Source organism: Streptomyces sp. DH41, from assembly GCF_029813785.1.
Classification (GTDB): Bacteria; Actinomycetota; Actinomycetes; order Streptomycetales; family Streptomycetaceae; genus Streptomyces.
Genome location: NZ_JARVKY010000014.1, coordinates 166,516 through 188,002, shown reverse-complemented (window position 1 = coordinate 188,002; position 21,487 = coordinate 166,516). Strand labels below are relative to the sequence as shown.

Below are 21,487 nucleotides of genomic sequence, written 5' to 3'. Positions count from 1 at the left end.
GTGGCTCCGCCGGTTCCGCGGCGCCCCGAGGCGCCCCGCGCCCCCGACGCGGTGCCGTCCGCCGACGAGCCCCCCGGGCCCGCGGTCGCGCGGGCGGCATCCGGGCAGCCGCCCGACACCACGGTCTCGGCGCCCTCGTCATGGGACGACGCGACCTCTGCGGCGGCCTCGCCCACGGCACCCGAGCCGGAGGCTGAGGACTCCCGCCCGAAGGCCGGTCCGCGGGACGAGCCGGAGACGGCCCCGGCGTCCCCTCGGCCGGAGCCCGTGCCGCAGCCGCCCGCCGTGGCGCCGGCGCCCGCCGTCGTCCCGGGAAGCGGGCCGCAGGCGTCCGTCGTCGCTCCGGAGGCTCCCGGGGCGGCACACGGGCCCGCGGGCCGCGAGAGCGTGGCGTGGGGTGCTCCGGAGCCCGCCGTGGCAGCGGTCGACGGTGAGACGGCGAGCGCCTCCTCCGGGTCCGGGGCGTCGACGGGGCCGCCGGGAGGTGGGGCCGAGCGCCCGCCGAAGGTCGCGGAGGCGTCACCCGTTCACCCCGAGGGTGTGCCCGACGACGGCGGCGACGGTGTCTTCAAGGTGCGGCTCGCCAACTTCGAGGGGCCCTTCGACCTGCTCCTCCAGTTGATCTCCAAGCACAAGATGGACGTCACCGAGGTCGCCCTGTCCAAGGTGACCGACGAGTTCATGGCACACATCCGGGCGCGGGGACCGGACTGGGACCTCGACGAGACGACCGAGTTCCTGGTGGTCGCGGCCACCCTGCTCGACCTCAAGGCGGCCCGGCTGCTGCCCGCCGCCGAGGTGGAGGACGAGGCGGACCTGGCACTGCTGGAGGCCCGCGACCTGCTCTTCGCGCGGCTGCTCCAGTACCGCGCGTACAAACAGATCGCGGAGATCTTCAACGAACGGCTCGAGGCCGAGGCCCGGCGCCACCCCCGTACCGTCGGCCTGGAACCCCACCACGCCGAGTTGCTGCCCGAGGTCGTCATCAGCATCGGGCCGGAGGGCTTCGCCAAGCTGGCCGTCAAGGCGATGCAGCCCAGGCCCAAGCCGCAGGTGTACGTCGAGCACATCCACGCGCCCCTGGTCAGCGTGCAGGAGCAGGCCGGGATCGTCGTCGCCCGGCTCAAGGAACTGGGAGAGGCCAGCTTCCGCCTCCTGGTCGAGGACACCGACGACACCCTGACCGTCGTCGCCCGCTTCCTCGCCCTGCTGGAGCTGTACCGGGAGAAGGCCGTCGAGCTGGACCAGGAGACCGCGCTCGGCGACCTGCTGGTGCGCTGGACGGGCGGGGATGGGGACACCGAGCCGGTGGTGACCGACGAGTTCGACCGGCCGCCGGAGAAGACCGAGGAGGAGCGGAAGGCGTGAGTGAGGAGACCGCGGAGGCCGCGGGCGGGCCGGAGTCCGTCGCCGACCTCGAACTGGGGCCCGCCCTCGAAGCCGTCCTCATGGTCGTCGACGAGCCCGCGACCGAGGAGCACCTCGCCCGGATACTCCAGCGGCCCCGGCGGCAGATCGCCGACGCGTTGCGCGAGCTGGCCGACGAGTACACCGTCCAGGGCCGCGGCTTCGAGCTGCGCCTGATCGCGGGCGGCTGGCGCTTCTACAGCCGCCCCGCGTACGCGGCGGCCGTCGAGGGCTTCGTCCTGGACGGCCAGCACGCCCGCCTCACGCAGGCCGCGCTGGAGACCCTCGCGGTGGTCGCCTACCGCCAGCCGGTCAGCCGCGGCCGCGTCTCCGCGGTGCGCGGCGTGAACTGCGACGGCGTGATGCGCACCCTCCTGCAACGGGGTCTGGTGGAGGAGGCGGGCACGGAACCCGAAACAGGTGCGATCCTGTACGTGACGACGAACTACTTCCTGGAGCGGATGGGCCTGCGAGGCCTGGACGAGCTCCCGGAGCTCGCGCCCTTCCTCCCGGAGGCGGCGGCGATCGAGGCCGAGACACTGGAAGGGGTCCCGTCGTTCGATCCGGACGCCCCGGATTCCGAGGACGCAGACGACAATACGGAACTTTGATGCGAAGCAGCAGCGGCAGGAACAGCAGCGGAAACAACGGCGGGAGCCGTGGTGGCAACAGCGGCGGCCGCGGCGGGAGCAGCGGTGGCCGCGGTAACCCCCGCGGCCAGAGCAGCGGTGGCCGCGGTAACCCCCGCGGCGCCGGTGGCAACCGTGACGACAGGCAGGGCGCCGGCCGTCCGAAGAACCCGCGCCCCGAGGAGCGGCGCTACGACGTGGGTCCCGGCGCCACGCACGAGGGCCCGAAGTCGGGTCGCGGCCCGGCGGCCCGCGGCGGCGCCAAGGGCGGGCCGAAGAAGCCCCTCCAGCGGGGACGCTCGGTCCCGGCCACGTCCCGCGAGTACGAGGCGCGGGCCGAGGAGCGCAACCGCGAGCGGTATGCGGGCAAGAAGGACGTCAAGCCGCCCAAGACCTTCCCGGGCGCCGAGCAGGAGGGTGAGCGGCTGCAGAAGGTCCTCGCGCGCGCGGGCTACGGCTCCCGGCGTTCCTGCGAGGAGCTGATCGAGCAGGCGCGCGTCGAGATCAACGGCGAGATCGTGCTGGAGCAGGGCCGCCGCGTCGACCCGGAGAAGGACGAGGTCAAGGTCGACGGCCTGACCGTCGCCACGCAGTCGTACCAGTTCTTCTCGCTCAACAAGCCCGCCGGCGTCGTCTCCACCATGGAGGACCCGGACGGCCGGCAGTGCCTCGGTGACTACGTCACCAACCGTGAGACCAGGCTCTTCCACGTCGGCCGGCTCGACACCGAGACCGAGGGCGTCATCCTGCTCACCAACCACGGTGAGCTGGCCCATCGCCTGACCCACCCCCGGTACGGCGTGAAGAAGACCTACCTCGCGCACATCGTGGGCCCGATCCCGCGCGACCTCGGCAAGCGCCTCAAGGACGGCATCCAGCTGGAGGACGGGTACGCGCGCGCGGACCACTTCCGCGTCGTCGAGCAGACCGGCAAGAACTACCTGGTCGAGGTCACCCTCCACGAGGGCCGCAAGCACATCGTCCGCCGGATGCTGGCGGAGGCGGGCTTCCCCGTCGACAAGCTGGTGCGGACCGCCTTCGGCCCGATCACCCTGGGCGACCAGAAGTCGGGCTGGCTGCGCCGGCTGTCCAACACGGAGGTCGGAATGCTGATGCAGGAGGTCGAGCTCTAAGCCGCCGATCCCCTCCGAGGGTTGTGACGGGCCACCCACCCCCTTTATAGTCTGAGTGACTATTAAGGGGGTGGGTGACTGTGCACGGCTACGACAAGTACGCCTTCGAACCCTTCGCCGTCACCGTCGATCTCGCCGTCCTCACGCTCCGCGCGGGCGCGCTGCACGTGCTGCTCGTCGAGCGGGGGCAGGAGCCGTACGCCGGCCGCCGGGCACTGCCCGGCGGCTTTCTGCTGCCGGACGAGTCGGCGGAGACGGCGGCCCGCCGGGAGCTGGCCGAGGAGACCGGCCTGTCCGACGTGAGCGGACTGCACCTGGAACAGCTGCGGACCTACAGCGAACCCGGCCGCGACCCCCGGATGCGGGTCGTGTCGGTCGCGTTCGCCGCCCTGCTGCCCGACGCTCCCGAACCGCGCGGCGGCGGCGACGCGGCCGAGGCCCGCTGGACCCCGTACGACAAGGCCCAGGGCCTCGCCTTCGACCACGACCGGATCCTGGCCGACGCCCGGGAACGCGTCGGCGCCAAGCTGGAGTACAGCTGCCTGGCCACCGCCTTCTGCCCGGCCGAGTTCACGCTCGGCGAGCTGCGGCAGGTCTACGAGACCGTGTGGGGCACCGCCCTCGACCGGCCCAACTTCCGCCGCAAGGTCCTCGCCACCCCGGGCTTCGTCGAACAGGTCCCCGGCGAGGCCCGCCTCACCGGCGGCCGCGGCAAACCGGCCGCGCTGTACCGCGCGGGCCCGGCCACCACCCTGCACCCGCCCCTGCTCCGCACCCCTCGGGAAGGACGCCCCGCATGACCACGACCACCGTCACCAAGCGCGCCGCCACCGGAGCGCTCACCGGCCTCGCCCTCGGGGACGCACTGGGCTTCCCGACCGAGTTCAACGACGTCCCGGCGATCCTCGCCAAGTGCGGCCCCTGGCGGGAGATGGAACTGCCCCGGCCCGCGATCGTCACCGACGACACCCAGATGACGCTGGCGCTCGGGAAGGCGCTGCGGACGGCCATGGATCGCGGAGTGCTGACGCCCGAGGGAATGGCCGAGCCCGTGCGGCGGGAGTTCATCGCCTGGAACCGGTCGCCGGAGAACAACCGGGCCCCGGGCAACACCTGCCTCAGGGCCTGCGACCTCCTGGAGCGGCCGGACCGCCCCTGGCAGGACGCCAGCCAGATCCACTCCAAGGGCTGCGGCGCCAACATGCGCGTCGCGCCGGTCGGACTCGTCCCCGGCCTGAGCGACGAACAGCGGGCGGGAGCCGCCCAGTTGCAGTCCGCGCTCACGCACGGGCACCCCACCGCGCTGGCCGCCTCCGACCTCACCGCGCACGCCGTCCGGCTGCTCCGCGAGGGCGCCGAGCCGACCGGGCTCGTCGGGCTGCTGCGGTCGTACGCCTACGACAACCGCACCCGCTACCACGAGCGCTGGCTCGGTGACCTGTGGACCCGCGCCCAGGACCCCACGCCCGAGCACTTCATCGCCCGCGGCTGGGACGAGTGCCTGGCGATACTCGACCGCCTCCAGCACGCGGTGCGCACCGTCTCGCCGGAGACCGACCCCTGTCTGGTGGTCGGCGAGGGCTGGATCGCCGAGGAGGCGATGGCCGCCGGGCTGCTCTGCTTCCTGCTCTTCGTCGACGAACCGCTGACCGCCCTGCGCCGCGGTGCCTGCACCTCCGGCGACTCCGACTCCATCGCCTGCCTCGCGGGCGCCTTCGCGGGCGCGTACCTGGGCGCCGACGCCTGGCCGGCCGAGTGGGCCGACCGCATCGAGTACCGGGGCGACCTGCTGGCCCTCGGGGCGCTCTGGGACGCTTGAGCGCGTGATCGACGCCCTGGACATCGACCTGGCCCCGGTGGTGGCCGAACAGCCCTTCCCGGTGCTGTTCGCCACCGTCTCCGGCGCCCACCTCTACGGCTTCCCCTCCCGCGACTCGGACGTCGACCTGCGCGGCGTGCACCTGCTGCCGGCCGCCGACCTGGTCGGGCTGCGCGAGCCGGAGGAGACCAGGTCGCGGATGTGGGACCGGGACGGCGTCGAGATGGACCTGGTCACGCACGACCTGCGCAAGTTCGTACGGTTGATGCTGCGGCGCAACGGCTACGTGCTGGAGCAGCTGCTGTCACCGCTGGTCGTGCACACCACCGACGCGCACCGAGAGCTCGCCGCCCTCGCGCCGGGCGTCCTCACCAGCCACCACGCCCACCACTACCGGGGGTTCGCGAACACCCAGTGGCGGCTGTTCGAGAAGACCGGCGAGCTGAAGCCGCTGCTGTACACCTTCCGGGCGCTGCTCACGGGCATCCATCTGATGCGCGGCGGCGAGGTGCGGCCCCACCTGCCCACGCTCCTCGGCGAGGTCGACGCCGCCCCGGACTACCTGCCCGAGCTGATCGCCGCCAAGGCGGAGCGCGAGCACGGGGACGCCGGCGTCGACCACGCGCGCGTGCGCGCCGACGTGGAGCGGCTGCACCGCGTACTGGACGAGGCGCAGGCGGCGTCAGCCCTGCCCGACGCCGCCACCTCGCACGACGCCCTGCACGACTTCGTCGTACGGATCCGTCTGGACCGCCCGGAGGGCTGAGACGCGGCGGGTGCGGACGAGGAAGTCCTCGACGCGGCGCCGGTCCGGTTCCCCGGGCAGCGGACCGCGCCGGGCGGCCTCCTCGCCCTCCTCGGCCAGGCGGGCCATCCGGGACTCGACCTCCGGCCAGGGCACCTCGCCGCGCTTCACGGCGAGCAGCGACTCGCGCCGGTCGCCGACGTCGATGGTGAGGGTGCCCGTGCGCAGCAGGTCGCGGGCGCTCGTCAGCAGCCGCAGCAGGTGCATCGCGTGCTTCCAGCGGGGTGCGCCGTGGGTGCGCACGTCGGCGTCGAGCTTGCGGCGCTGGCCCTGCGCGTAGCGGGTGAACGTCTCGTGGACCCGGCGGGAGAGGAACGCCTCGCGCAGGGCGAGCAGTTCGCGGCCGGTGTCGTCGGCGTACTCCACGAGCGGGGAGTGCAGGCACTCCAGGATGTTCGGGTTGGCGCGCAGGGCCAGCTCGCAGAAGCGCTCCAGCTCCCAGCTGAACTGCTCCTCGGCGGGGCCCTCCACGTGCGTCGGCGGCTTCTCGAAGCGCCAGAACAGGGGAGTCGGGGCGAGGAACACGCCCCGGCGGTCGGTGTCGCTGTCCTCCGTCGCCAGACCGAAGGCGCGCGAACCCATGACACAGGCGTAGATCGTGTGGTCGCGTACCAGGGTCCCGGGTTCCATGCCGGGAGCGTACGCGGACGCCTCACGCCAGGCGGACCGAGTTTCCGTCCACCGCGATCCGCTCCTCGGGCAGCGGCCTGGTGGCCGGGCCCTGCTCCACCGCACCGTCGGTGATGCTGAACCTGCTGCCGTGGCAGGCGCAGTCGATGGAGCCGTCCCGTACGTCCGACACGAGGCAGTTCTGGTGCGTGCAGATTGCCGAGAACGCCTTGAACTCGCCTTGCTCCGGCTGGGTCACCACGATCTTCTCGTCCGCGAAGACCTTGCCGCCGCCGACCGGGATGTCACTCGTCGGCGCCAGTTCCTGACCGGGGGACGCGGCCGAGGCGTCGCCGTCGTCGCCTCCGCCGCCGCAGCCCACGCAGAGCGCGGCGCCGCCCGTGCAGAGGAGGACCGTACGGCGGGTCGGGGTATGGGTCATGTCGCAGCTCCGGGGGAGGGGAGGTTCCGGCCGGGGCCAGCGTCTCAGGAGACGGGCGCCCCGGACCGGCACGCGGCGGGCTGACTACGCTGGACGGACCAAGAACCGATACGCACGTCAGCAAGGAGCATCGCCGTGGCGGTACGAGCGGTCCGGGGCGCCGTCCAACTGGAGCGGGACGAAGCCGGGCACATGGACGAGCGGGTCGCGGCGCTGCTGACCGCCGTCCTGGAGCGCAACGACCTGACCGGCGACGACCTCATCAGCATCTGGTTCACGGCCACGCCCGACCTGCACAGCGACTTCCCGGCCGCCGCGGCGCGGGGGCTCGGCATCACCGACGTCCCGCTGATCTGCGCCCAGGAGCTGGACATCGCGGGCGCCATGCCCCGCGTCGTCCGGATCCTCGCCCACATCGAGTCCGACCGGCCCCGCGCCGAGATCGCCCACGTCTACCTCGGCGCCGCCGCGGCCCTGCGCAAGGACATCGCCCAGTGAGAACCGCACTCGTCATCGGCACCGGCCTCATCGGCACCTCCGCCGCCCTCGCGCTGACCCAGCGGGGCGTCACCGTCCACCTCGCCGACCACGATCCCGAGCAGGCCCGTACGGCCGCCGCGCTGGGCGCCGGCACCGAGCGGGCCCCGGACGGTCCGGTCGACCTCGCGATCGTCGCCGCCCCGCCGGCCCTGGTGGCCGACGTGCTCGCCGACGCCATGGCGCGCGGTGCCGCCCGCGGGTACATCGACGTGGCCAGCGTCAAGGGCGGTCCCCGGCGTGAGCTGGAGGCACGGGGGCTCGACCTGGCCGCGTACATCGGCACCCACCCCATGTCCGGCCGGGAGAAGTCCGGACCGCTGGCCGCCACCGGCGACCTGTTCGAGGGCCGCCCGTGGGTGCTGACCCCGACCCGGGACACCGACACCGAGGTGCTGAACCTCGCCCTGGAACTGGTCTCGCACTGCCGCGCGGTGCCGGTGGTGATGGACGCGGACGCCCACGACCGCGCCGTGGCCCTCGTCTCCCACATGCCCCACCTGGTCTCCAGCATGGTCGCCGCCCGCCTGGAGCACGCCGAGGAGGCCGCCGTACGGCTGTGCGGGCAGGGCATCCGCGACGTGACCCGGATCGCCGCCTCCGACCCCCGGATGTGGATCGACATCCTCTCCGCCAACCCGGGGCCGGTCGCCGACCTGCTCACCGACGTCGCCGCCGACCTGGAGGAGACGGTCGCGGCCCTGCGCGCCCTGCAGTCCTCCGACGGGGACAAGCGCCGCGAGGGCGGCACCGGCATCGCGGAGGTGCTGCGGCGCGGCAACGCCGGACAGGTGCGGGTCCCCGGCAAGCACGGCAGCGCGCCCCGCGTCTACGAGACCGTGGCCGTCCTCATCGACGACCAGCCCGGCCAGCTGGCCCGCATCTTCGCGGACGCGGGACGGGCCGGGGTCAACATCGAGGACGTACGGATCGAGCACGCGACCGGTCAGCAGGCCGGTCTGGTGCAGCTGATGGTCGAGCCGAAGGCCGCTTCCGTGCTGACGGCGGCCCTGAAGGAGCGGGGCTGGGCGATCCGGCAGTGACCCCGGGAGCCCGGTGGTGATGCCGAGGCCCCGGGCGACTGTCGGAGGGGTCTCGCGGAGCCAGTAACCTTGTGCGGGACGCGTTCGCGTCCCGCACACCACTCACCGCACCGCACCAGGAAGGTGTCCCCTCGTGGAAAACGGCGCCGCCCCGACCGCCCCGGCCGTGATTGTCGCCATCGACGGCCCCTCCGGCACGGGCAAGTCGAGCACGTCGAAGGCCGTCGCCGAGCAGCTCGGCCTCAGCTACCTGGACACCGGCGCCCAGTACCGGGCGATCACGTGGTGGATGGTCAACAACGGCATCGACACCGACGACCCGCACGCGATCGCCGCCGCGGCCGGCAAGCCCGAGATCCTCTCCGGCACCGACCCGGCGGGGCCGACCATCACGGTCGACGGCGTGGACGTGGCCGGCCCGATCCGCACCCAGGAGGTCACCTCCAAGGTCAGCGCGGTCAGCGCCGTGCCGGAGATCCGCACCCGGATCACCGAGCTGCAGCGCACCATCGCCGCCGCCGCGCGGCTCGGCATCGTCGTCGAGGGGCGTGACATCGGGACGACCGTGCTGCCGGACGCCGACCTGAAGATCTTCCTCACCGCCTCGGCCGAGGCGCGCGCCGCCCGGCGCAGCGGTGAGCTCAAGGGCGCCGACGTCAACGTCACGCGCGAGGCCCTGATCAAGCGGGACGCCGCCGACTCCAGCCGCAAGACCTCCCCGCTGGCCAAGGCGGACGACGCGGTCGAGGTGGACACCACCGACCTCACCCTCCAGCAGGTCATCGAGTGTGTCGTCACCCTCGTCGAGGAGAAGCGGGCGGGGAAGTGACCGCACCCTCCGTGCCCTCCGAGAGAGGGGCCGAGATCGGACGGCGCATCGGCGTCGGACTGATGTACGGGCTGTTCCGGCCGCGGGTGCTGGGCGCCTGGCGGGTGCCCGTGACCGGACCGGTGATCTACGCCGTCAACCACTCGCACAACGTCGACGGCCCGATGGTCATGGGCGTGGCGCCCCGGCCGACGCACTTCCTGATCAAGAAGGAGGCGTTCATCGGTCCGCTGGACCCCTTCCTGCTCGGCATCGGCCAGCTGAAGGTGGACCGCTCGAGCGCCGACCGCACCGCCATCACCCAGGCGCTCGGCGTCCTGGAGAACGGCGGCGTGCTGGGCATCTTCCCCGAGGGCACCCGGGGCGAGGGCGACTTCGCCGCGCTGCGCGCGGGGCTCGCGTACTTCGCGGTCCGCGGCGGCGCCCCGATCGTCCCGGTCGCGGTGCTGGGAAGTTCCGACCGGCCCGGACGGTTGATAAAGGCACTGCCCCCGCTGCGTTCGCGCGTCGATGTCGTCTTCGGCGACCCCTTCGACGCGGGCGACGGCAGCGGACGGCGGACCCGCAAGGCGCTGGACGAGGCGACCGAACGCATCCAGAAGCAGCTCACCGCGCACCTGGAAAACGCCAGGCGCCTCACCGGGCGCTAGGCGACACTGAGTAGTGGCCCGCCCGGCGAAATCAGGGTGCGCCACGATCACCACGATGAACGAGGTACGGACTTCATGAACGACCACATCCACTCCGAGGGCTCGGGCGAGGAGCACGACCACGGGGCGCTCGGCGACGCCGAGTACGCGCAGTTCATGGAGCTGGCCACCGAAGAGGGCTTCGACATCGAGGAGGTCGAGGGCGCCATCGAGGAGGCCGGGCACGGCCCGCTGCCCGTCCTCGCCGTCGTCGGCCGTCCCAACGTCGGCAAGTCGACCCTGGTGAACCGGATCATCGGCCGCCGCGAGGCCGTCGTCGAGGACAAGCCCGGCGTCACCCGCGACCGCGTCACCTACGAGGCCGAGTGGGCCGGCCGCCGCTTCAAGGTCGTCGACACCGGCGGCTGGGAGCAGGACGTCCTCGGCATCGACGCCTCCGTGGCCGCGCAGGCCGAGTACGCCATCGAGGCCGCCGACGCGGTCGTCTTCGTCGTGGACGCCAAGGTCGGCGCCACCGACACCGACGAGGCGGTCGTACGGCTGCTGCGCAAGGCCGGCAAGCCCGTCGTGCTGTGCGCCAACAAGGTGGACGGCCAGAGCGGCGAGGCCGACGCCGCCTACCTGTGGTCGCTGGGGCTGGGGGAGCCCTCCCCGGTCTCCGCGCTGCACGGCCGCGGCACCGGCGACATGCTGGACCGGGTCCTGGAGGCCCTGCCCGAGGCCCCGGCCCAGACCTTCGGCACCGGCGTCGGCGGCCCGCGCCGCATCGCCCTGATCGGCCGGCCGAACGTCGGCAAGTCCTCGCTGCTGAACAAGGTGGCGGGCGAGGAGCGCGTCGTCGTCAACGAGATGGCCGGCACCACCCGCGACCCGGTCGACGAGCTGATCGAGCTGGGCGGCGTGACCTGGAAGTTCGTCGACACGGCGGGCATCCGCAAGCGGGTCCACCTCCAGCAGGGCGCCGACTACTACGCCTCACTGCGCACCGCCGCCGCCGTCGAGAAGGCGGAGGTCGCCGTCATCCTCATCGACGCCTCCGAGTCGATCTCGGTCCAGGACCAGCGGATCGTCACCATGGCCGTCGAGGCGGGCCGCGCGGTCGTCGTCGCCTACAACAAGTGGGACACCCTCGACGAGGAGCGCCGCTACTACCTGGAGCGGGAGATCGAGACCGAGCTCGGCCAGGTGGCGTGGGCGCCGCGGGTCAACGTCTCGGCGCAGACCGGCCGGCACATGGAGAAGCTGGTCCCGGCGATCGAGACCGCGCTGGCCGGCTGGGAGACCCGCGTCCCGACGGGCCGGCTGAACGCCTTCCTGGGTGAGCTGGTCGCCGCCCACCCGCACCCGGTGCGGGGCGGCAAGCAGCCCCGCATCCTGTTCGGTACGCAGGCGGGTACCAAGCCCCCGCGGTTCGTGTTCTTCGCCTCCGGCTTCATCGAGGCGGGCTACCGGCGCTTCATCGAGCGCCGGCTGCGCGAGGAGTTCCGCTTCGACGGGACGCCGATCCACATCTCGGTGCGGGTGCGCGAGAAGCGCGGCGCGAAGAAGAAGTAGTCACTCACGTCGCTGTCAGGCGCCTCTGCGCGGGGCCGGTGGCAGAGCTGCCGGAACGTGGTGTGTGCCGACACGCTGCCACACCGTCTGCTGGCCGACGCGGGCGCTGTGGGCCCCCGCGCTGTAGGCGCTGTAGGCGCCTCTGCTGCGCGGGATGCTCCGGAAGGCCGTGAATCCCAGCTCCTCCTCGCCGCTGCGATCGCCCGGCAGCGATCGGAAGGACCTGACGTACTCGGCGTAGAGCGCGTCGTAGATCGGCGTGGCCGAGGGGCCGCCCTGGCGGTGGAAGGCGTCGTATGCGTACACGTATGTCCAAACGACACCGCGCTGGAAGAGATGCGGCCCAGGCAGTGGCCGTCCGGCAGCCGCTCGGACGGTGATCAGGTTCCGGCCAGCGGCAGTGCCGCGGCGACCAGCTGCCCGTTCGCCGCGGCCTTGTCCAGCGCGTCCCGCAGCAGGTCCTCGCGTGGCTGCCGTCCGATCGAACCGACGGGCGCCGCGAACATCAGCACCTGCTGGTGCTTGTTGGCCGCCGTGCGCCAGCCCTCGGTGACCTGGAGGGGCTGGTGCGCCTGCCACCAGGCCACCGGCCGGCCGCCGCTCGTCCCCGGCTGGAGCACCGCGTGCAGCTGGCCCATCGCGAGCAGCACCGACCAGCCGTGCAGCACGGCCGGCGCGGTGGTCAGCTCGGTGACCGGCATGAAGCCCTGTTCGATGAGCAGCGGGAGGAAGTCGTCGCCGGCGCCGACCGTGCCGGGCCGGGCGACGGGGGCGGTCGGCTCCACCACGAGGGCCGGGTGGAGCTCTCCGGCGATCAGGATCAGTCCGCTGGTGACGCCGAGCACGGCCTGCTCGGGTGCGAGCTTCTCGGGCGCGGCCTGCTCGCGCCCGGCGTTGTCCGAGTTGATGGACTTCACGGCTCCCTGGAGCTGTTCCTCGGTGACCTTGACGACCTGCGAGGGCAGACACCCGGCGTGGGCGAAGGCGAGCACCGCGGTCTCGTCCCCGATGAACAGAACGGTGCTGGTGCGCTCCTGAGCGCAGTCGCCCGGGGTGCGACAGGACGTGCAGTCGTAGCTGCCCGGGGCGGACTCCCCGGCGAGCAGGCGGTCGGCTTCTTCGTCGCCGATCTCGGCGCGTACGTCGTCGCTGACGTCGAGCATGCGCGGCACGGGTGGCTCCCTCGGGATGCGGTGCGTGACCGGACCGGGTGGCTCCCGGGCCGTGGTCCGGGCGGGTCCCCGGCTCATGCAGAAGACAACGGGCGATCCGTGGCGGGAGTCACGCCCCATGGCCCACCGAATCGAACCATCCGGCGCGCCCGGGCATCCGTCGGTCCGCACCGCTCGAAGGCCGTCAACTGGGGTGCGGCGCAAGGCCATTGAGGCATCCGAGTGGGTCGCGGATCGCCATGCCTCCTGGTCGACAAATCAGGAAATCAGGGAATGAAGTGGATGTCCGGAAATGGCTGATACCCGAGGTAACGGCTGGATTTCTCCACCTCCACCCGGCGCGTCGGCCCCGCCGTCCGGTCGTGACCACATCGCAACCGGACACGGACAACCAGATGGCGGGGTTCCGGGTCTGACCGGACGACGAGAAAGCCCAGGGAGGATTCGCACCGCATGACGCCGCCGGCCCCACCGGCCGCCCCGCTGCGCGCCGACTGCATCGGCGACTCCGCGGGGGGTCTGACCTTCGACGTCGCCGCGCCCGACAACACCGGGGCGGCCCTCCTCATACTGCGCCGCCGTGACACCGATGCCGCCGACGACACGGTCAGCCTGCCGCTCGCACCGGCCGCCGAGGGCCGGCTGCGCGCCGCGCTGCCCAGCAGTGTGGCCCTGCCCGAGGGCCGCTGGGACGCCTACGCGCGCGTGTCCGACGGCGAGCCGCGGCGCCTGGTGCCCGGCGTCACCGACCTGCGCTCCCTCGCCGACCGCACCCCCGGCGGGCTGCTCGGCCACGTCGCCGTCCGCATCCCGTACGCCACCCGGCAGGGCAACCTCACCGTCCGCAGCTGGCTGCGCGCACCGCACGCGGAGGCCGGGGAGCTTCGTCTCGTGGAGGGCGGGCTGACCGTACGCGGACGGGTGTACGGCACGCAGCTCGCTCCCGGCGCCCACGCGGAGCTGCGGCCCCGGTCCGGCGCCCCGGAGGACGGCGTACGCCTGCTGGACGTCGCGGCGGACCGGGCGGAGTTCGGCTTCACCGTGCCCTACGACGCCCTGACGCCGGGCGAGTGGGACCTGTGGCTGCGGCCCACCGGTGAGCACGGGCCGGCCGTGCGGCTGGCGCGGCTGCTGGACGACGTGGCCGACAAGCATCCCCTCCTCGCCCATCCACGCACGCGGGTGCGCACGCCGCACGGTCCCGTGGAGGCCGGTCCGTACTACACCCGTGACAACGACCTGTCGCTCTCGGTCACGCCGCTGGAGCTCTGACGACCGCGGGACTCTGACGGCCGCGGGACTCTGACGACCGCGGGACCGGCGGCGACCGCGGGACCGGCGGCGACCGCCGGACAGGGAGCGACCCCTGACCGCGGACACTCCCTGTCCGCGACCGCTGGCAGACTCGGCGCCATGCTCGAGACCTCGGCACGACTGCTGCGCCTGCTCTCCCTCCTCCAGGCCCACCGGGAGTGGTCCGGCCCGGACCTCGCCGACCGCCTCGGCGTCTCCCCGCGCACCGTGCGCCGGGACGTGGACCGGCTGCGCGAACTGGGCTACCCGGTCAACGCCAGCCCCGGCACCGGCGGCGGATACCAGCTGGGCGCGGGAGCCGAGCTGCCGCCGCTGCTGCTCGACGACGACGAGGCGGTCGCCGTCGCCGTGGGGCTGCGCACGGCCGCCGGGCAGGGCATCGAGGGCATCGGCGAGACCTCCGTACGCGCCCTCGCCAAGCTGGAGCAGGTGCTGCCGAGCCGGCTGCGGCGCCGCGTGGGCGCCCTCAACGCCTTCACCGTGCCGATGCTGCGCGGGCCCCAGCCCTCGGCCGTGGACCCGGGTGTCCTGACCGAGCTGGCCAACCTGTGCCGCGACGGGGAGCGGCTGCGCTTCGCGTACCGGGGCCACGACGGGACCGACAGCCGCCGCACCGTCGAGCCGTACCGGCTGGTGTGCTCCGAGCGCCGCTGGTACCTGGTCGCCTTCGACCTCGACCGCGCGGACTGGCGCACGTTCCGGGTGGACCGCGTCACGCCGAAGCCGCCGCACGGCCCCCGCTTCGTCCCGCGCCGACCGCCCGCCGAGGACCTGGCCGCCTACGTCTCCGAGGGCGTCTCCACGCGCGCGTACGCCACACACGCGGTCGTCCGGCTGCTGTCGCCCCTCCAGGAGGCCGCCGAGCGGATCTCGCCCACCGCCGGGGTGTTGGAGGCGGAGGGCCCGGACAGCTGCCTCCTGCGCACCGGCGCCGGGAGTCTGGACGTCATGGTGGTGCACGTGATGATGCTGGGCTTCGACTTCGAGGTGCTGGAGCCGGACGGGCTGACGGAGGCGATCCGGACGGCGCGGGACCGGCTCACCCGCGCCCTGTCCCGGACCGAGCGACCCGGAACGCCCGGGGCGAACCTGTGAGCGGGGAGTGTGTTTCCTGTGCGGATGTCCGGTCTCCCGCAAGTCGCCCGTACGTCCGTTCGGGGATCTCCGGAGATGTTCGGACGCGGAATGCGGGGAGCGTCCGAAGCGCTTCGAAGCCTTTTCCGTCCGCTTATTCGAAGGAGTGACGCGACACGCGGAAATTCACCACTGGGGCCCGCGTAAGGCGTACGAATCCGTCCGTCCGTGTGACGGAGTTCGACCGAAACACGGACCGTGATCCTGTGACAGAAGTGTGACCGTGGGTGCCTCGGTCGCCCGTGTTACCGGCCTGGACTTCCCCGGTCGTGGAGCAGGGCATAGCGTGGCGGCATGGCACCGATTCCGACACCCCCGGCCGAACCCCAGGACAGTCCGGACACCTACGTCGGCCTCGCGTCCGACGCGGCCGAACGGCTCGCGCGGGAGCGGGGATGGTCGACGGTGCGGTCACTGGCGCCGGGGACGGTCATCACCATGGAGTACCGCGTGGGCCGCCTCAACTTCGAGGTGAAGGACGGCCGCGTGGCCCGGGCCTGGAAGGGCTGACCCGCGGGGGAGAGGCTGTGCGTACCGGCCCCCGCGTCGTGGGGTGAACGGTCAGCCGCCCGACAGCGGGCGTGCGGCCGGGGCCGCGCCTCGCGGGTGACGGTCGGCGTGCGGTGGCCGGCGGCTGCCGGCCGGGGTCACCGGCGTACGGTCCGAGCGGGCCGTGTGCGGGCCCGGAGCCAGGTACGCCGGGGCTCGGGTGCGCGGCGCGGCGACCGGCTCGCGGGCCGGGGTCTCCTCCCGGTCGGAGTCGGGCGGAGTGAGGACCACGGGCGTGCTGACCGGCTGCTTCGCCGTCGTCGTGCGTCCGCGGCGGGCGAACCAGCGGTCGCGCAGGCCGAGGATCCAGGCCTCGGCCCGGGTGATCAGCGGCTCGAACCACGGCAGCGCCAGCAGGATCAGCAGCCCCGCCGTCCAGCCGAGGACCACGTCGCTGAGCCAGTGCGTACCGATGTAGACGGTGGACAGGCCCACGCCGAGCGAGGTGACCGCCGACAGCGCCGACAGCCAGCGTCGCGCCCTGGGCGTCGAGGCCAGATAGGCCAGGATGCCCCAGGTCACGACGGCGTTCGCGGTGTGACCGCTCGGAAATATATCGCCGCCGAGCCACATCTCGTTCGCGCCGATCGTGGTCGCGTAGTGCGGCCCCAGTCGGCCCATGCCGTACTTGGCGGCACCGACCGTGACGTTCAGCAGGAGCAGGGAGACACCGAGCGCGAGCAGGGGCCGCAGCGTGTGCTGCCGCCAGGAACGCCAGCCGAGCCAGGCCGCGACCATCACCGCGGTGGGGCCGCGCTGGCCGAGCACCACGTAGTAGTCGACGAACGCGTGGAGCTCCGGCCACTGCTGGTAGGGCCGGAAGAACATGACCTGCCAGTCGAGCCGGACCAGCCACGAGGTGATCAGCACGGCCCACACGATCGCCACGTAGAACGCGAGGGTTCCCGAGAACAGCGCAATCCTGTGCCGGCTCATCTCCGGCACATCTAGGTGGGCCGGTCGTTCCGGCTCCCGGTCCAGTCTCGCGAACACCCGGTCCAGACGGGTGAGGTTCCGTTCGGTACGCACACAATCGACGTTACAGCGAGTGAGGAGTGATCCCGGACGAATCAACGGCTTTGTGATGACGATGTGATGTGGGATTCCTCTCAGGCGGTGGTTTCTTTCCGAGGAATCCGTAATTCGGTCCCGCTGTGGACTTCAATTCCTTTGATCGGTCCGGTCGGCGGTTTATCGTGCTTATGAATTCCGTTCACCGAATGCTGGTACGGAATTCTCCCGGTGGCCATCGGGCACCCGGAGCGGTCAGGGCGGGCCGGAGCCGTTCAGCCAGAACGCCCCGTACACCGCCGACGCCACCGCGACACCGCCGACGATCAGGGCCGACCTGGAGGTTCGCGTCCGGGCCAGGGCCAGGGCGAGGGGCAGTAGCAGCGGGAAGGCGGGCATCAGCAGCCGGGGCTTCGAACCGAAGTAGCTCGACGCGCACAGGGCGAGGACGGTGACGATCCCCGAGTACACCAGCAGCGCGAGCGGCTGGCGCTGCCGTACGCAGCCGATGTACAGCCACACGAGCAGAGCGACCCCGGCGATCAGTCCGACGCCCGCCAGGGCCGACGGGAGCGACGTGAACTTGTCGGCGACGAAACGGGCGAAGGCCACGCCGCCGTCGAAGCCGTTGCGCCAGCCGGCCTGGACGTCGAGATAGCCCAGCGGGCCCTCGCCGGTGCGGTGTCCGACCCAGAGCACGTACCCGGCGGCGCCCAGGGGCGCGAGGAGCATGCCGAACACGCGCCGCGCGCCCTCGCCGGGGGCGCGCGGCGAGCCGTGGGCGCCGTCCGTGACGGCCTCGCTCCGGGTTCGCACGAATGCCACGATCGCGGCCACCCACACCGCCGCCGCCACCGCGAGCCCCACCGGACGGGTCAGCCCGGCCAGCGCGGCCAGCGCCCCCGCCGTCACCCAGCGCCCGGTCAGCACCGCGTACAGCGACCAGGCGGCGAGCGCCGTGAACAGGGACTCGCTGTACGCCATCGACTGCACGATCCCGACCGGCAGCACGGCCCACAGCAGCACCGCGTACACCCCGGCCCGCCCGTCTCCCGCCACCACCCTTCCAAGGCCGCGCTGCGCGCCTTTCTCATTCCGGCCGTACAGGTGCTCGGCCACCGCGAAGATCCCCCAGGCCGCGGCGAGCGAGGCGAGCAGACTCACGACGAACCCGGCGTCGGCGTACGACAGCCCCGCCGCCGCGCCGAGCCGCTCCAGCCAGGGCAGCAGCGGGAAGAAGGCCAGGTTGGAGTGGACGTCGCCGTTCGGCAGGCGTACCTCGTAGCCGTAGCCCAGTTCGGCGACCCTGGTGTACCAGAGGGAGTCCCAGCGGGCCGTCAGCAGCGTGTACGCGCTCTTGTCGCGCGCGGCGCTCCACAGGGCCAGGGCGAGCAGGCCCAGGGCGCGTACGGCCGCGTAGCCGAGGAGCGCCGGGGCGGCCCGGCGCAGGGCACCGGGGCGGCCCGCCGTGCGCGTTTCAAGATCGGTCACGGGCTCGATTATCCGCTGGGGGCGGCGGTGACCGGCGGGCCGGGGCGGGCGGGGCAGTGGCCGCGGTGGCGCATGCCACACAGGTGACGCGGGATGTGTGAGGCCCGCCACGTGCGTGAGAGGAGGTCTCGCGTACTCTGACGAGTCACTCGCGTCCCGTCGCACGGCCCGGAGACCCCGCTCCTCTCCGGCCGAGCCGCAGGGGAGTCCCCACCCCGCGCGGCCCGCCGGACGCGAGGGAACTTCCTTGGAGGTACGTACATGTCCGGGACGACCACGGCCGCTGCCGCCGCGCTGCGCCGCCGGGCGGCCGGGGCCGGTGCCAACCGCTGGGTGGTCCTGGTCGTCCTCTGCGTCAGCCTGCTGCTGGTCGCCGTCGACGCGACCGTCCTGCACGTGGCGGTCCCCGCCGTCACCGAGGACCTGCGGCCCGGCGCGATCGAACTGCTCTGGATCGTCGACGTCTACCCGCTCGTCTGCGCCTCGCTGCTGATCCTGTTCGGCACGCTGGGCGACCGGGTGGGCCGCAGACGGATCCTGCTGCTCGGCTACGCGCTCTTCGGCGTCGCCTCCGTGCTGGCGGCCCTCGCCGACAGCGCCCAGGTCCTGATCATGGCCCGCGCGCTGCTCGGTGTCGGCGGCGCGATGATCATGCCGGCGACGCTGTCGATCCTGCGCCAGGTCTTCCCCGACCGGCGGGAGCGGGCGCTGGCCATCGGCGTCTGGAGTGCCGTGGCCGCGGTCGGCGCGGCTCTCGGGCCGCTGCTCGGCGGCTTCCTGCTGGAGCACTTCTGGTGGGGTTCGGTCTTCCTCGTCAACATCCCGCTGATGCTGGTCAGCCTGCCGGTGGGGCGGCTGCTGCTGCCCGAGTCGAAGGGCGACGGCCGCGGGCCCTGGGACGTGGTCGGCGCGCTGATGGCGGCGGGCGGCCTGTTCGGGGTCGTCCTGGGTGTGAAGCGGCTGGGCGGCGGCGAGCCGGTGGCGAGCGTGCTCACCGTGCTGCCGCTGGTCGTGGGCGCGGCCCTGCTGGCCGCCTTCGTGCGACGGCAGCGGCGACGCGCGCATCCGCTGGTGGACCTGGAGATGTTCCGGCGGCCGGCGTTCAGTACGTCGGTGGGGTGCATCGTGCTGGCGATGCTGGCACTGGTGGGTCTGGAGCTGGTCGCGGCGCAGTACCTGCAGCTGGTGCTCGGGCTGTCGCCGCTCCAGACCGGGCTGCGGCTGCTGCCGCTGACCTTCGCGGCGATGGCGGCGGGGCTGGCGGGCGCGCGGATGCTGCGGCGGTTCGGGCCGCGCCGGATGGTGTGCGCCGGGTTCTGCCTGACGGCCGTGGCGGTGCTGCTGCTGACGGCGATGGGCCGTGCGGACAACAGCGCGCTGCTGGTGTCCGGGTTCGTGCTCCTCGGCTTCGGACTGGAGACGACGCTCTTCGGGGCGTACGAGTCGATGCTGAGCGAGGCGCCGCAGGAGCAGGCGGGCGGGGCGGCGGCGATCGGGGAGACCTCGTACCAGCTGGGCGCCGGAATCGGGATAGCCCTGCTGGGCAGCGTGATGAACGCGGCGTACGCGCCCGGGCTGGCGGGGGGCGTGCCCGGGGTGCCGGCGTCGGCGTCGGTGGCGGCGGGGCATTCGCTGGGGGAGGCGTACCAGGTCGCCGGGCAGCTCGGGGGGCCCGCGGGGGCCGCTCTGCGGCGGGCCGCGGCCGACGCGTTCGTGCACGGGCTGCATGTGACGCTCGTGGTGAGCGCGGGATTGTTGTTGCTGGGGGCGGTGATGGCCTTGCGGTTGCCGCGGGGGATGCAGTGCGAGGCGGTCGCGGTGCCGGCGCCGCGGGACGCGGTGGAGTCACGCGTGTCGGTGTGAGCGACATGGTCTGCCACCCGCGCATCGCCCGTTTGCCGCCCGTCACGAGGGGGACGTCGCCCGGCGGGGCGGCTTGCGAGGGGCACTGCCCGCGGCCGCCGGCGGTGCTCGGGCCCCACGGGCGACGCTCACCTCTCGATCGGCGGTGAACGGGTGGTGCGTGGGTGGGAGACGCATGGTGGACGTTCGCCACGGTGCACCGTAACGTCGGCAGGAGAACCGTAACTAGCAGCGCTAGTTTTCACAGTCCCGGAGGGTGTCCCCATGGCCTCGTCCCCCAAGCCGCCCGCGTTCGACCCCGCCGACCCGCTCGGCGTCGACGACCTCCTGGAGCCGGAGGACCTCGCGATCCGGGACACCGTGCGGGACTGGGCCGCGGACCGCGTGCTGCCGTACGTCGCGGACTGGTACGAGAAGGGCGAGCTGCCCGGCATCCGGGAACTGGCCCGCGAGCTCGGCGGCATCGGCGCGCTGGGCATGTCGCTCCAGGGCTACGGCTGCGCCGGCGCGAGCGCGGTGCAGTACGGACTGGCCTGCCTGGAGCTGGAGGCGGCCGACTCAGGCATCCGCTCCCTGGTCTCCGTGCAGGGCTCCCTCGCCATGTACGCCGTCCACCGCTTCGGCAGCGAGGAGCAGAAGCGGGCCTGGCTGCCGCGCATGGCCGCCGGCGAGGTCATCGGCTGCTTCGGGCTGACCGAGCCCGACCACGGCTCCGACCCCGCCAACATGCGCACCCACGCCAAGCGCGAAGGCGGCGACTGGGTGCTCAACGGGCGCAAGATGTGGATCACCAACGGGTCGGTGGCCGGTGTCGCCGTCGTCTGGGCGCAGACCGAGGACGGGATCCGCGGCTTCGTCGTCCCGACCGACAGCGCCGGCTTCTCGGCGCCCGAGATCAAGCACAAGTGGTCGCTGCGGGCCAGCGTCACCAGTGAGCTCGTCCTCGACGACGTACGGCTGCCCGCTGACGCCGTACTGCCCGAGGTCACGGGTCTGCGCGGACCGCTCAGCTGTCTCTCCCACGCCCGCTACGGCATCGTCTGGGGCGCCATGGGCGCGGCCCGCAGCTCCTTCGAGTCGGCCGTTCGGTACGCGAAGACGCGGGAGCAGTTCGGGCGGCCCATCGGCGCCTTCCAGCTCACCCAGGCCAAGCTCGCCGACATGGCGGTCGAACTGCACAAGGGGATTCTGCTCGCCCACCACCTCGGGCGGCGCATGGACGCCGGCCGCCTGCGTCCCGAGCAGGTCAGCTTCGGCAAGCTCAACAACGTACGCGAGGCCATCGACATCTGCCGTACGGCCCGTACGATCCTCGGCGCCAACGGGATCTCCCTCGAATACCCCGTGATGCGGCACGCGACGAACCTGGAATCGGTGCTCACCTACGAGGGCACCGTCGAGATGCACCAGCTGGTGCTGGGCAAGGCCCTCACCGGACTCGACGCCTTCCGGTAGGACTCCGGCGGCGGACCCGGTGGGCCGGCGGGGGAGGCGGG

22 protein-coding genes are annotated in these 21,487 nt (G+C 72.9%); 16 read left to right on the top strand and 6 right to left on the bottom strand.

Annotated features, from left to right (window positions below; all coding sequences use genetic code 11):
• From QC283_RS23090 to QC283_RS23065, 6 genes are all read left to right on the top strand, one after another.
• Positions 1-1,368: a segregation/condensation protein A gene (locus QC283_RS23090; RefSeq protein ID WP_443032671.1), complete on the top strand. Its 1,368-nt coding sequence runs from the start codon at positions 1-3 to the stop codon at positions 1,366-1,368.
• Complete coding sequence (gene scpB, locus QC283_RS23085; protein WP_279563534.1) at positions 1,365-2,018, top strand: SMC-Scp complex subunit ScpB; 654 nt, start codon at positions 1,365-1,367, stop codon at positions 2,016-2,018. The genes QC283_RS23090 and scpB overlap by 4 nt, the downstream gene beginning before the upstream one ends.
• Positions 2,018-3,169 (top strand): pseudouridine synthase, encoded by a 1,152-nt coding sequence (locus QC283_RS23080; RefSeq protein ID WP_279563533.1) that lies wholly within the window; start codon positions 2,018-2,020, stop codon positions 3,167-3,169. The genes scpB and QC283_RS23080 overlap by 1 nt, the downstream gene beginning before the upstream one ends.
• A gap of 80 nt (positions 3,170-3,249) precedes the next feature.
• Entirely contained in the window at positions 3,250-3,969 is a 720-nt protein-coding gene (locus QC283_RS23075) for an NUDIX hydrolase (RefSeq protein ID WP_279563563.1), read from the top strand.
• Positions 3,966-4,988, top strand: a complete 1,023-nt coding sequence (locus QC283_RS23070; RefSeq protein WP_279563532.1) for an ADP-ribosylglycohydrolase family protein — start codon at positions 3,966-3,968, stop codon at positions 4,986-4,988. The genes QC283_RS23075 and QC283_RS23070 overlap by 4 nt, the downstream gene beginning before the upstream one ends.
• Before the next feature lie 4 nt (positions 4,989-4,992).
• Complete coding sequence (locus QC283_RS23065) at positions 4,993-5,754, top strand: nucleotidyltransferase domain-containing protein (protein ID WP_279563531.1); 762 nt, start codon at positions 4,993-4,995, stop codon at positions 5,752-5,754.
• Here QC283_RS23065 and QC283_RS23060 read toward each other — a convergent pair.
• Positions 5,671-6,423, bottom strand: a complete 753-nt coding sequence (locus QC283_RS23060; protein ID WP_279563530.1) for a nucleotidyltransferase domain-containing protein — start codon at positions 6,421-6,423, stop codon at positions 5,671-5,673. The genes QC283_RS23065 and QC283_RS23060 overlap by 84 nt on opposite strands.
• A gap of 22 nt (positions 6,424-6,445) precedes the next feature.
• Positions 6,446-6,844 (bottom strand): Rieske (2Fe-2S) protein, encoded by a 399-nt coding sequence (locus QC283_RS23055; protein ID WP_279563529.1) that lies wholly within the window; start codon positions 6,842-6,844, stop codon positions 6,446-6,448.
• Positions 6,845-6,979: 135 nt separating this feature from the next.
• On the opposite strand from QC283_RS23055, the gene aroH reads away from it, so the two are divergent.
• From aroH to der, 5 genes are all read left to right on the top strand, one after another.
• Positions 6,980-7,342, top strand: a complete 363-nt coding sequence (gene aroH, locus QC283_RS23050) for a chorismate mutase (RefSeq protein WP_279563528.1) — start codon at positions 6,980-6,982, stop codon at positions 7,340-7,342.
• Positions 7,339-8,424: a prephenate dehydrogenase gene (locus QC283_RS23045; RefSeq protein ID WP_279563527.1), complete on the top strand. Its 1,086-nt coding sequence runs from the start codon at positions 7,339-7,341 to the stop codon at positions 8,422-8,424. Before aroH ends, QC283_RS23045 begins: the two co-directional genes overlap by 4 nt.
• Positions 8,425-8,557: 133 nt before the next feature.
• Positions 8,558-9,253: a (d)CMP kinase gene (cmk, locus tag QC283_RS23040; protein ID WP_279563526.1), complete on the top strand. Its 696-nt coding sequence runs from the start codon at positions 8,558-8,560 to the stop codon at positions 9,251-9,253.
• A 62-nt stretch (positions 9,254-9,315) separates the two neighbouring features.
• A complete protein-coding gene (locus QC283_RS23035; RefSeq protein ID WP_279563562.1) occupies positions 9,316-9,903 on the top strand; it encodes a lysophospholipid acyltransferase family protein in 588 nt (195 codons plus the stop codon).
• Between the two features lie 75 nt (positions 9,904-9,978).
• Complete coding sequence (gene der, locus QC283_RS23030; protein ID WP_279563525.1) at positions 9,979-11,457, top strand: ribosome biogenesis GTPase Der; 1,479 nt, start codon at positions 9,979-9,981, stop codon at positions 11,455-11,457.
• A 15-nt stretch (positions 11,458-11,472) separates the two neighbouring features.
• Here the strand turns inward: der and QC283_RS23025 are convergent, their stop codons facing one another.
• Both QC283_RS23025 and QC283_RS23020 read right to left on the bottom strand, forming a co-directional pair.
• Positions 11,473-11,763: a hypothetical protein gene (locus QC283_RS23025; protein ID WP_279563524.1), complete on the bottom strand. Its 291-nt coding sequence runs from the start codon at positions 11,761-11,763 to the stop codon at positions 11,473-11,475.
• 74 nt (positions 11,764-11,837) lie between these two features.
• Complete coding sequence (locus QC283_RS23020; RefSeq protein ID WP_279563523.1) at positions 11,838-12,629, bottom strand: hypothetical protein; 792 nt, start codon at positions 12,627-12,629, stop codon at positions 11,838-11,840.
• A gap of 453 nt (positions 12,630-13,082) precedes the next feature.
• On the opposite strand from QC283_RS23020, the gene QC283_RS23015 reads away from it, so the two are divergent.
• The 3 genes from QC283_RS23015 to QC283_RS23005 all read left to right on the top strand — a co-directional run bounded on the left by QC283_RS23015 (position 13,083) and on the right by QC283_RS23005 (position 15,587).
• Complete coding sequence (locus QC283_RS23015; protein WP_279563522.1) at positions 13,083-13,901, top strand: hypothetical protein; 819 nt, start codon at positions 13,083-13,085, stop codon at positions 13,899-13,901.
• Between the two features lie 141 nt (positions 13,902-14,042).
• Entirely contained in the window at positions 14,043-15,038 is a 996-nt protein-coding gene (locus tag QC283_RS23010; protein WP_279563521.1) for a helix-turn-helix transcriptional regulator, read from the top strand.
• A 333-nt stretch (positions 15,039-15,371) separates the two neighbouring features.
• Positions 15,372-15,587, top strand: a complete 216-nt coding sequence (locus tag QC283_RS23005; RefSeq protein WP_279563520.1) for an I78 family peptidase inhibitor — start codon at positions 15,372-15,374, stop codon at positions 15,585-15,587.
• Positions 15,588-15,638: 51 nt separating this feature from the next.
• Here QC283_RS23005 and QC283_RS23000 read toward each other — a convergent pair whose 3' ends face one another.
• Together QC283_RS23000 and QC283_RS22995 are read right to left on the bottom strand one after the other, a co-directional pair.
• A complete protein-coding gene (locus tag QC283_RS23000) occupies positions 15,639-16,655 on the bottom strand; it encodes a phosphatase PAP2 family protein (RefSeq protein ID WP_279563519.1) in 1,017 nt (338 codons plus the stop codon).
• A 237-nt stretch (positions 16,656-16,892) separates the two neighbouring features.
• Complete coding sequence (locus tag QC283_RS22995; RefSeq protein WP_279563518.1) at positions 16,893-18,128, bottom strand: mannosyltransferase family protein; 1,236 nt, start codon at positions 18,126-18,128, stop codon at positions 16,893-16,895.
• A gap of 261 nt (positions 18,129-18,389) precedes the next feature.
• Here QC283_RS22995 and QC283_RS22990 point away from each other — a divergent pair, with 261 nt between their 5' ends.
• Positions 18,390-19,991 (top strand): MFS transporter, encoded by a 1,602-nt coding sequence (locus QC283_RS22990; RefSeq protein WP_279563517.1) that lies wholly within the window; start codon positions 18,390-18,392, stop codon positions 19,989-19,991.
• 264 nt (positions 19,992-20,255) lie between these two features.
• The gene (locus QC283_RS22985) at positions 20,256-21,446 is read left to right on the top strand and encodes an acyl-CoA dehydrogenase family protein (protein WP_279563516.1); all 1,191 of its coding nucleotides are present in this window, start codon (positions 20,256-20,258) and stop codon (positions 21,444-21,446) included.
• Positions 21,447-21,487 lie beyond the last annotated feature (41 nt).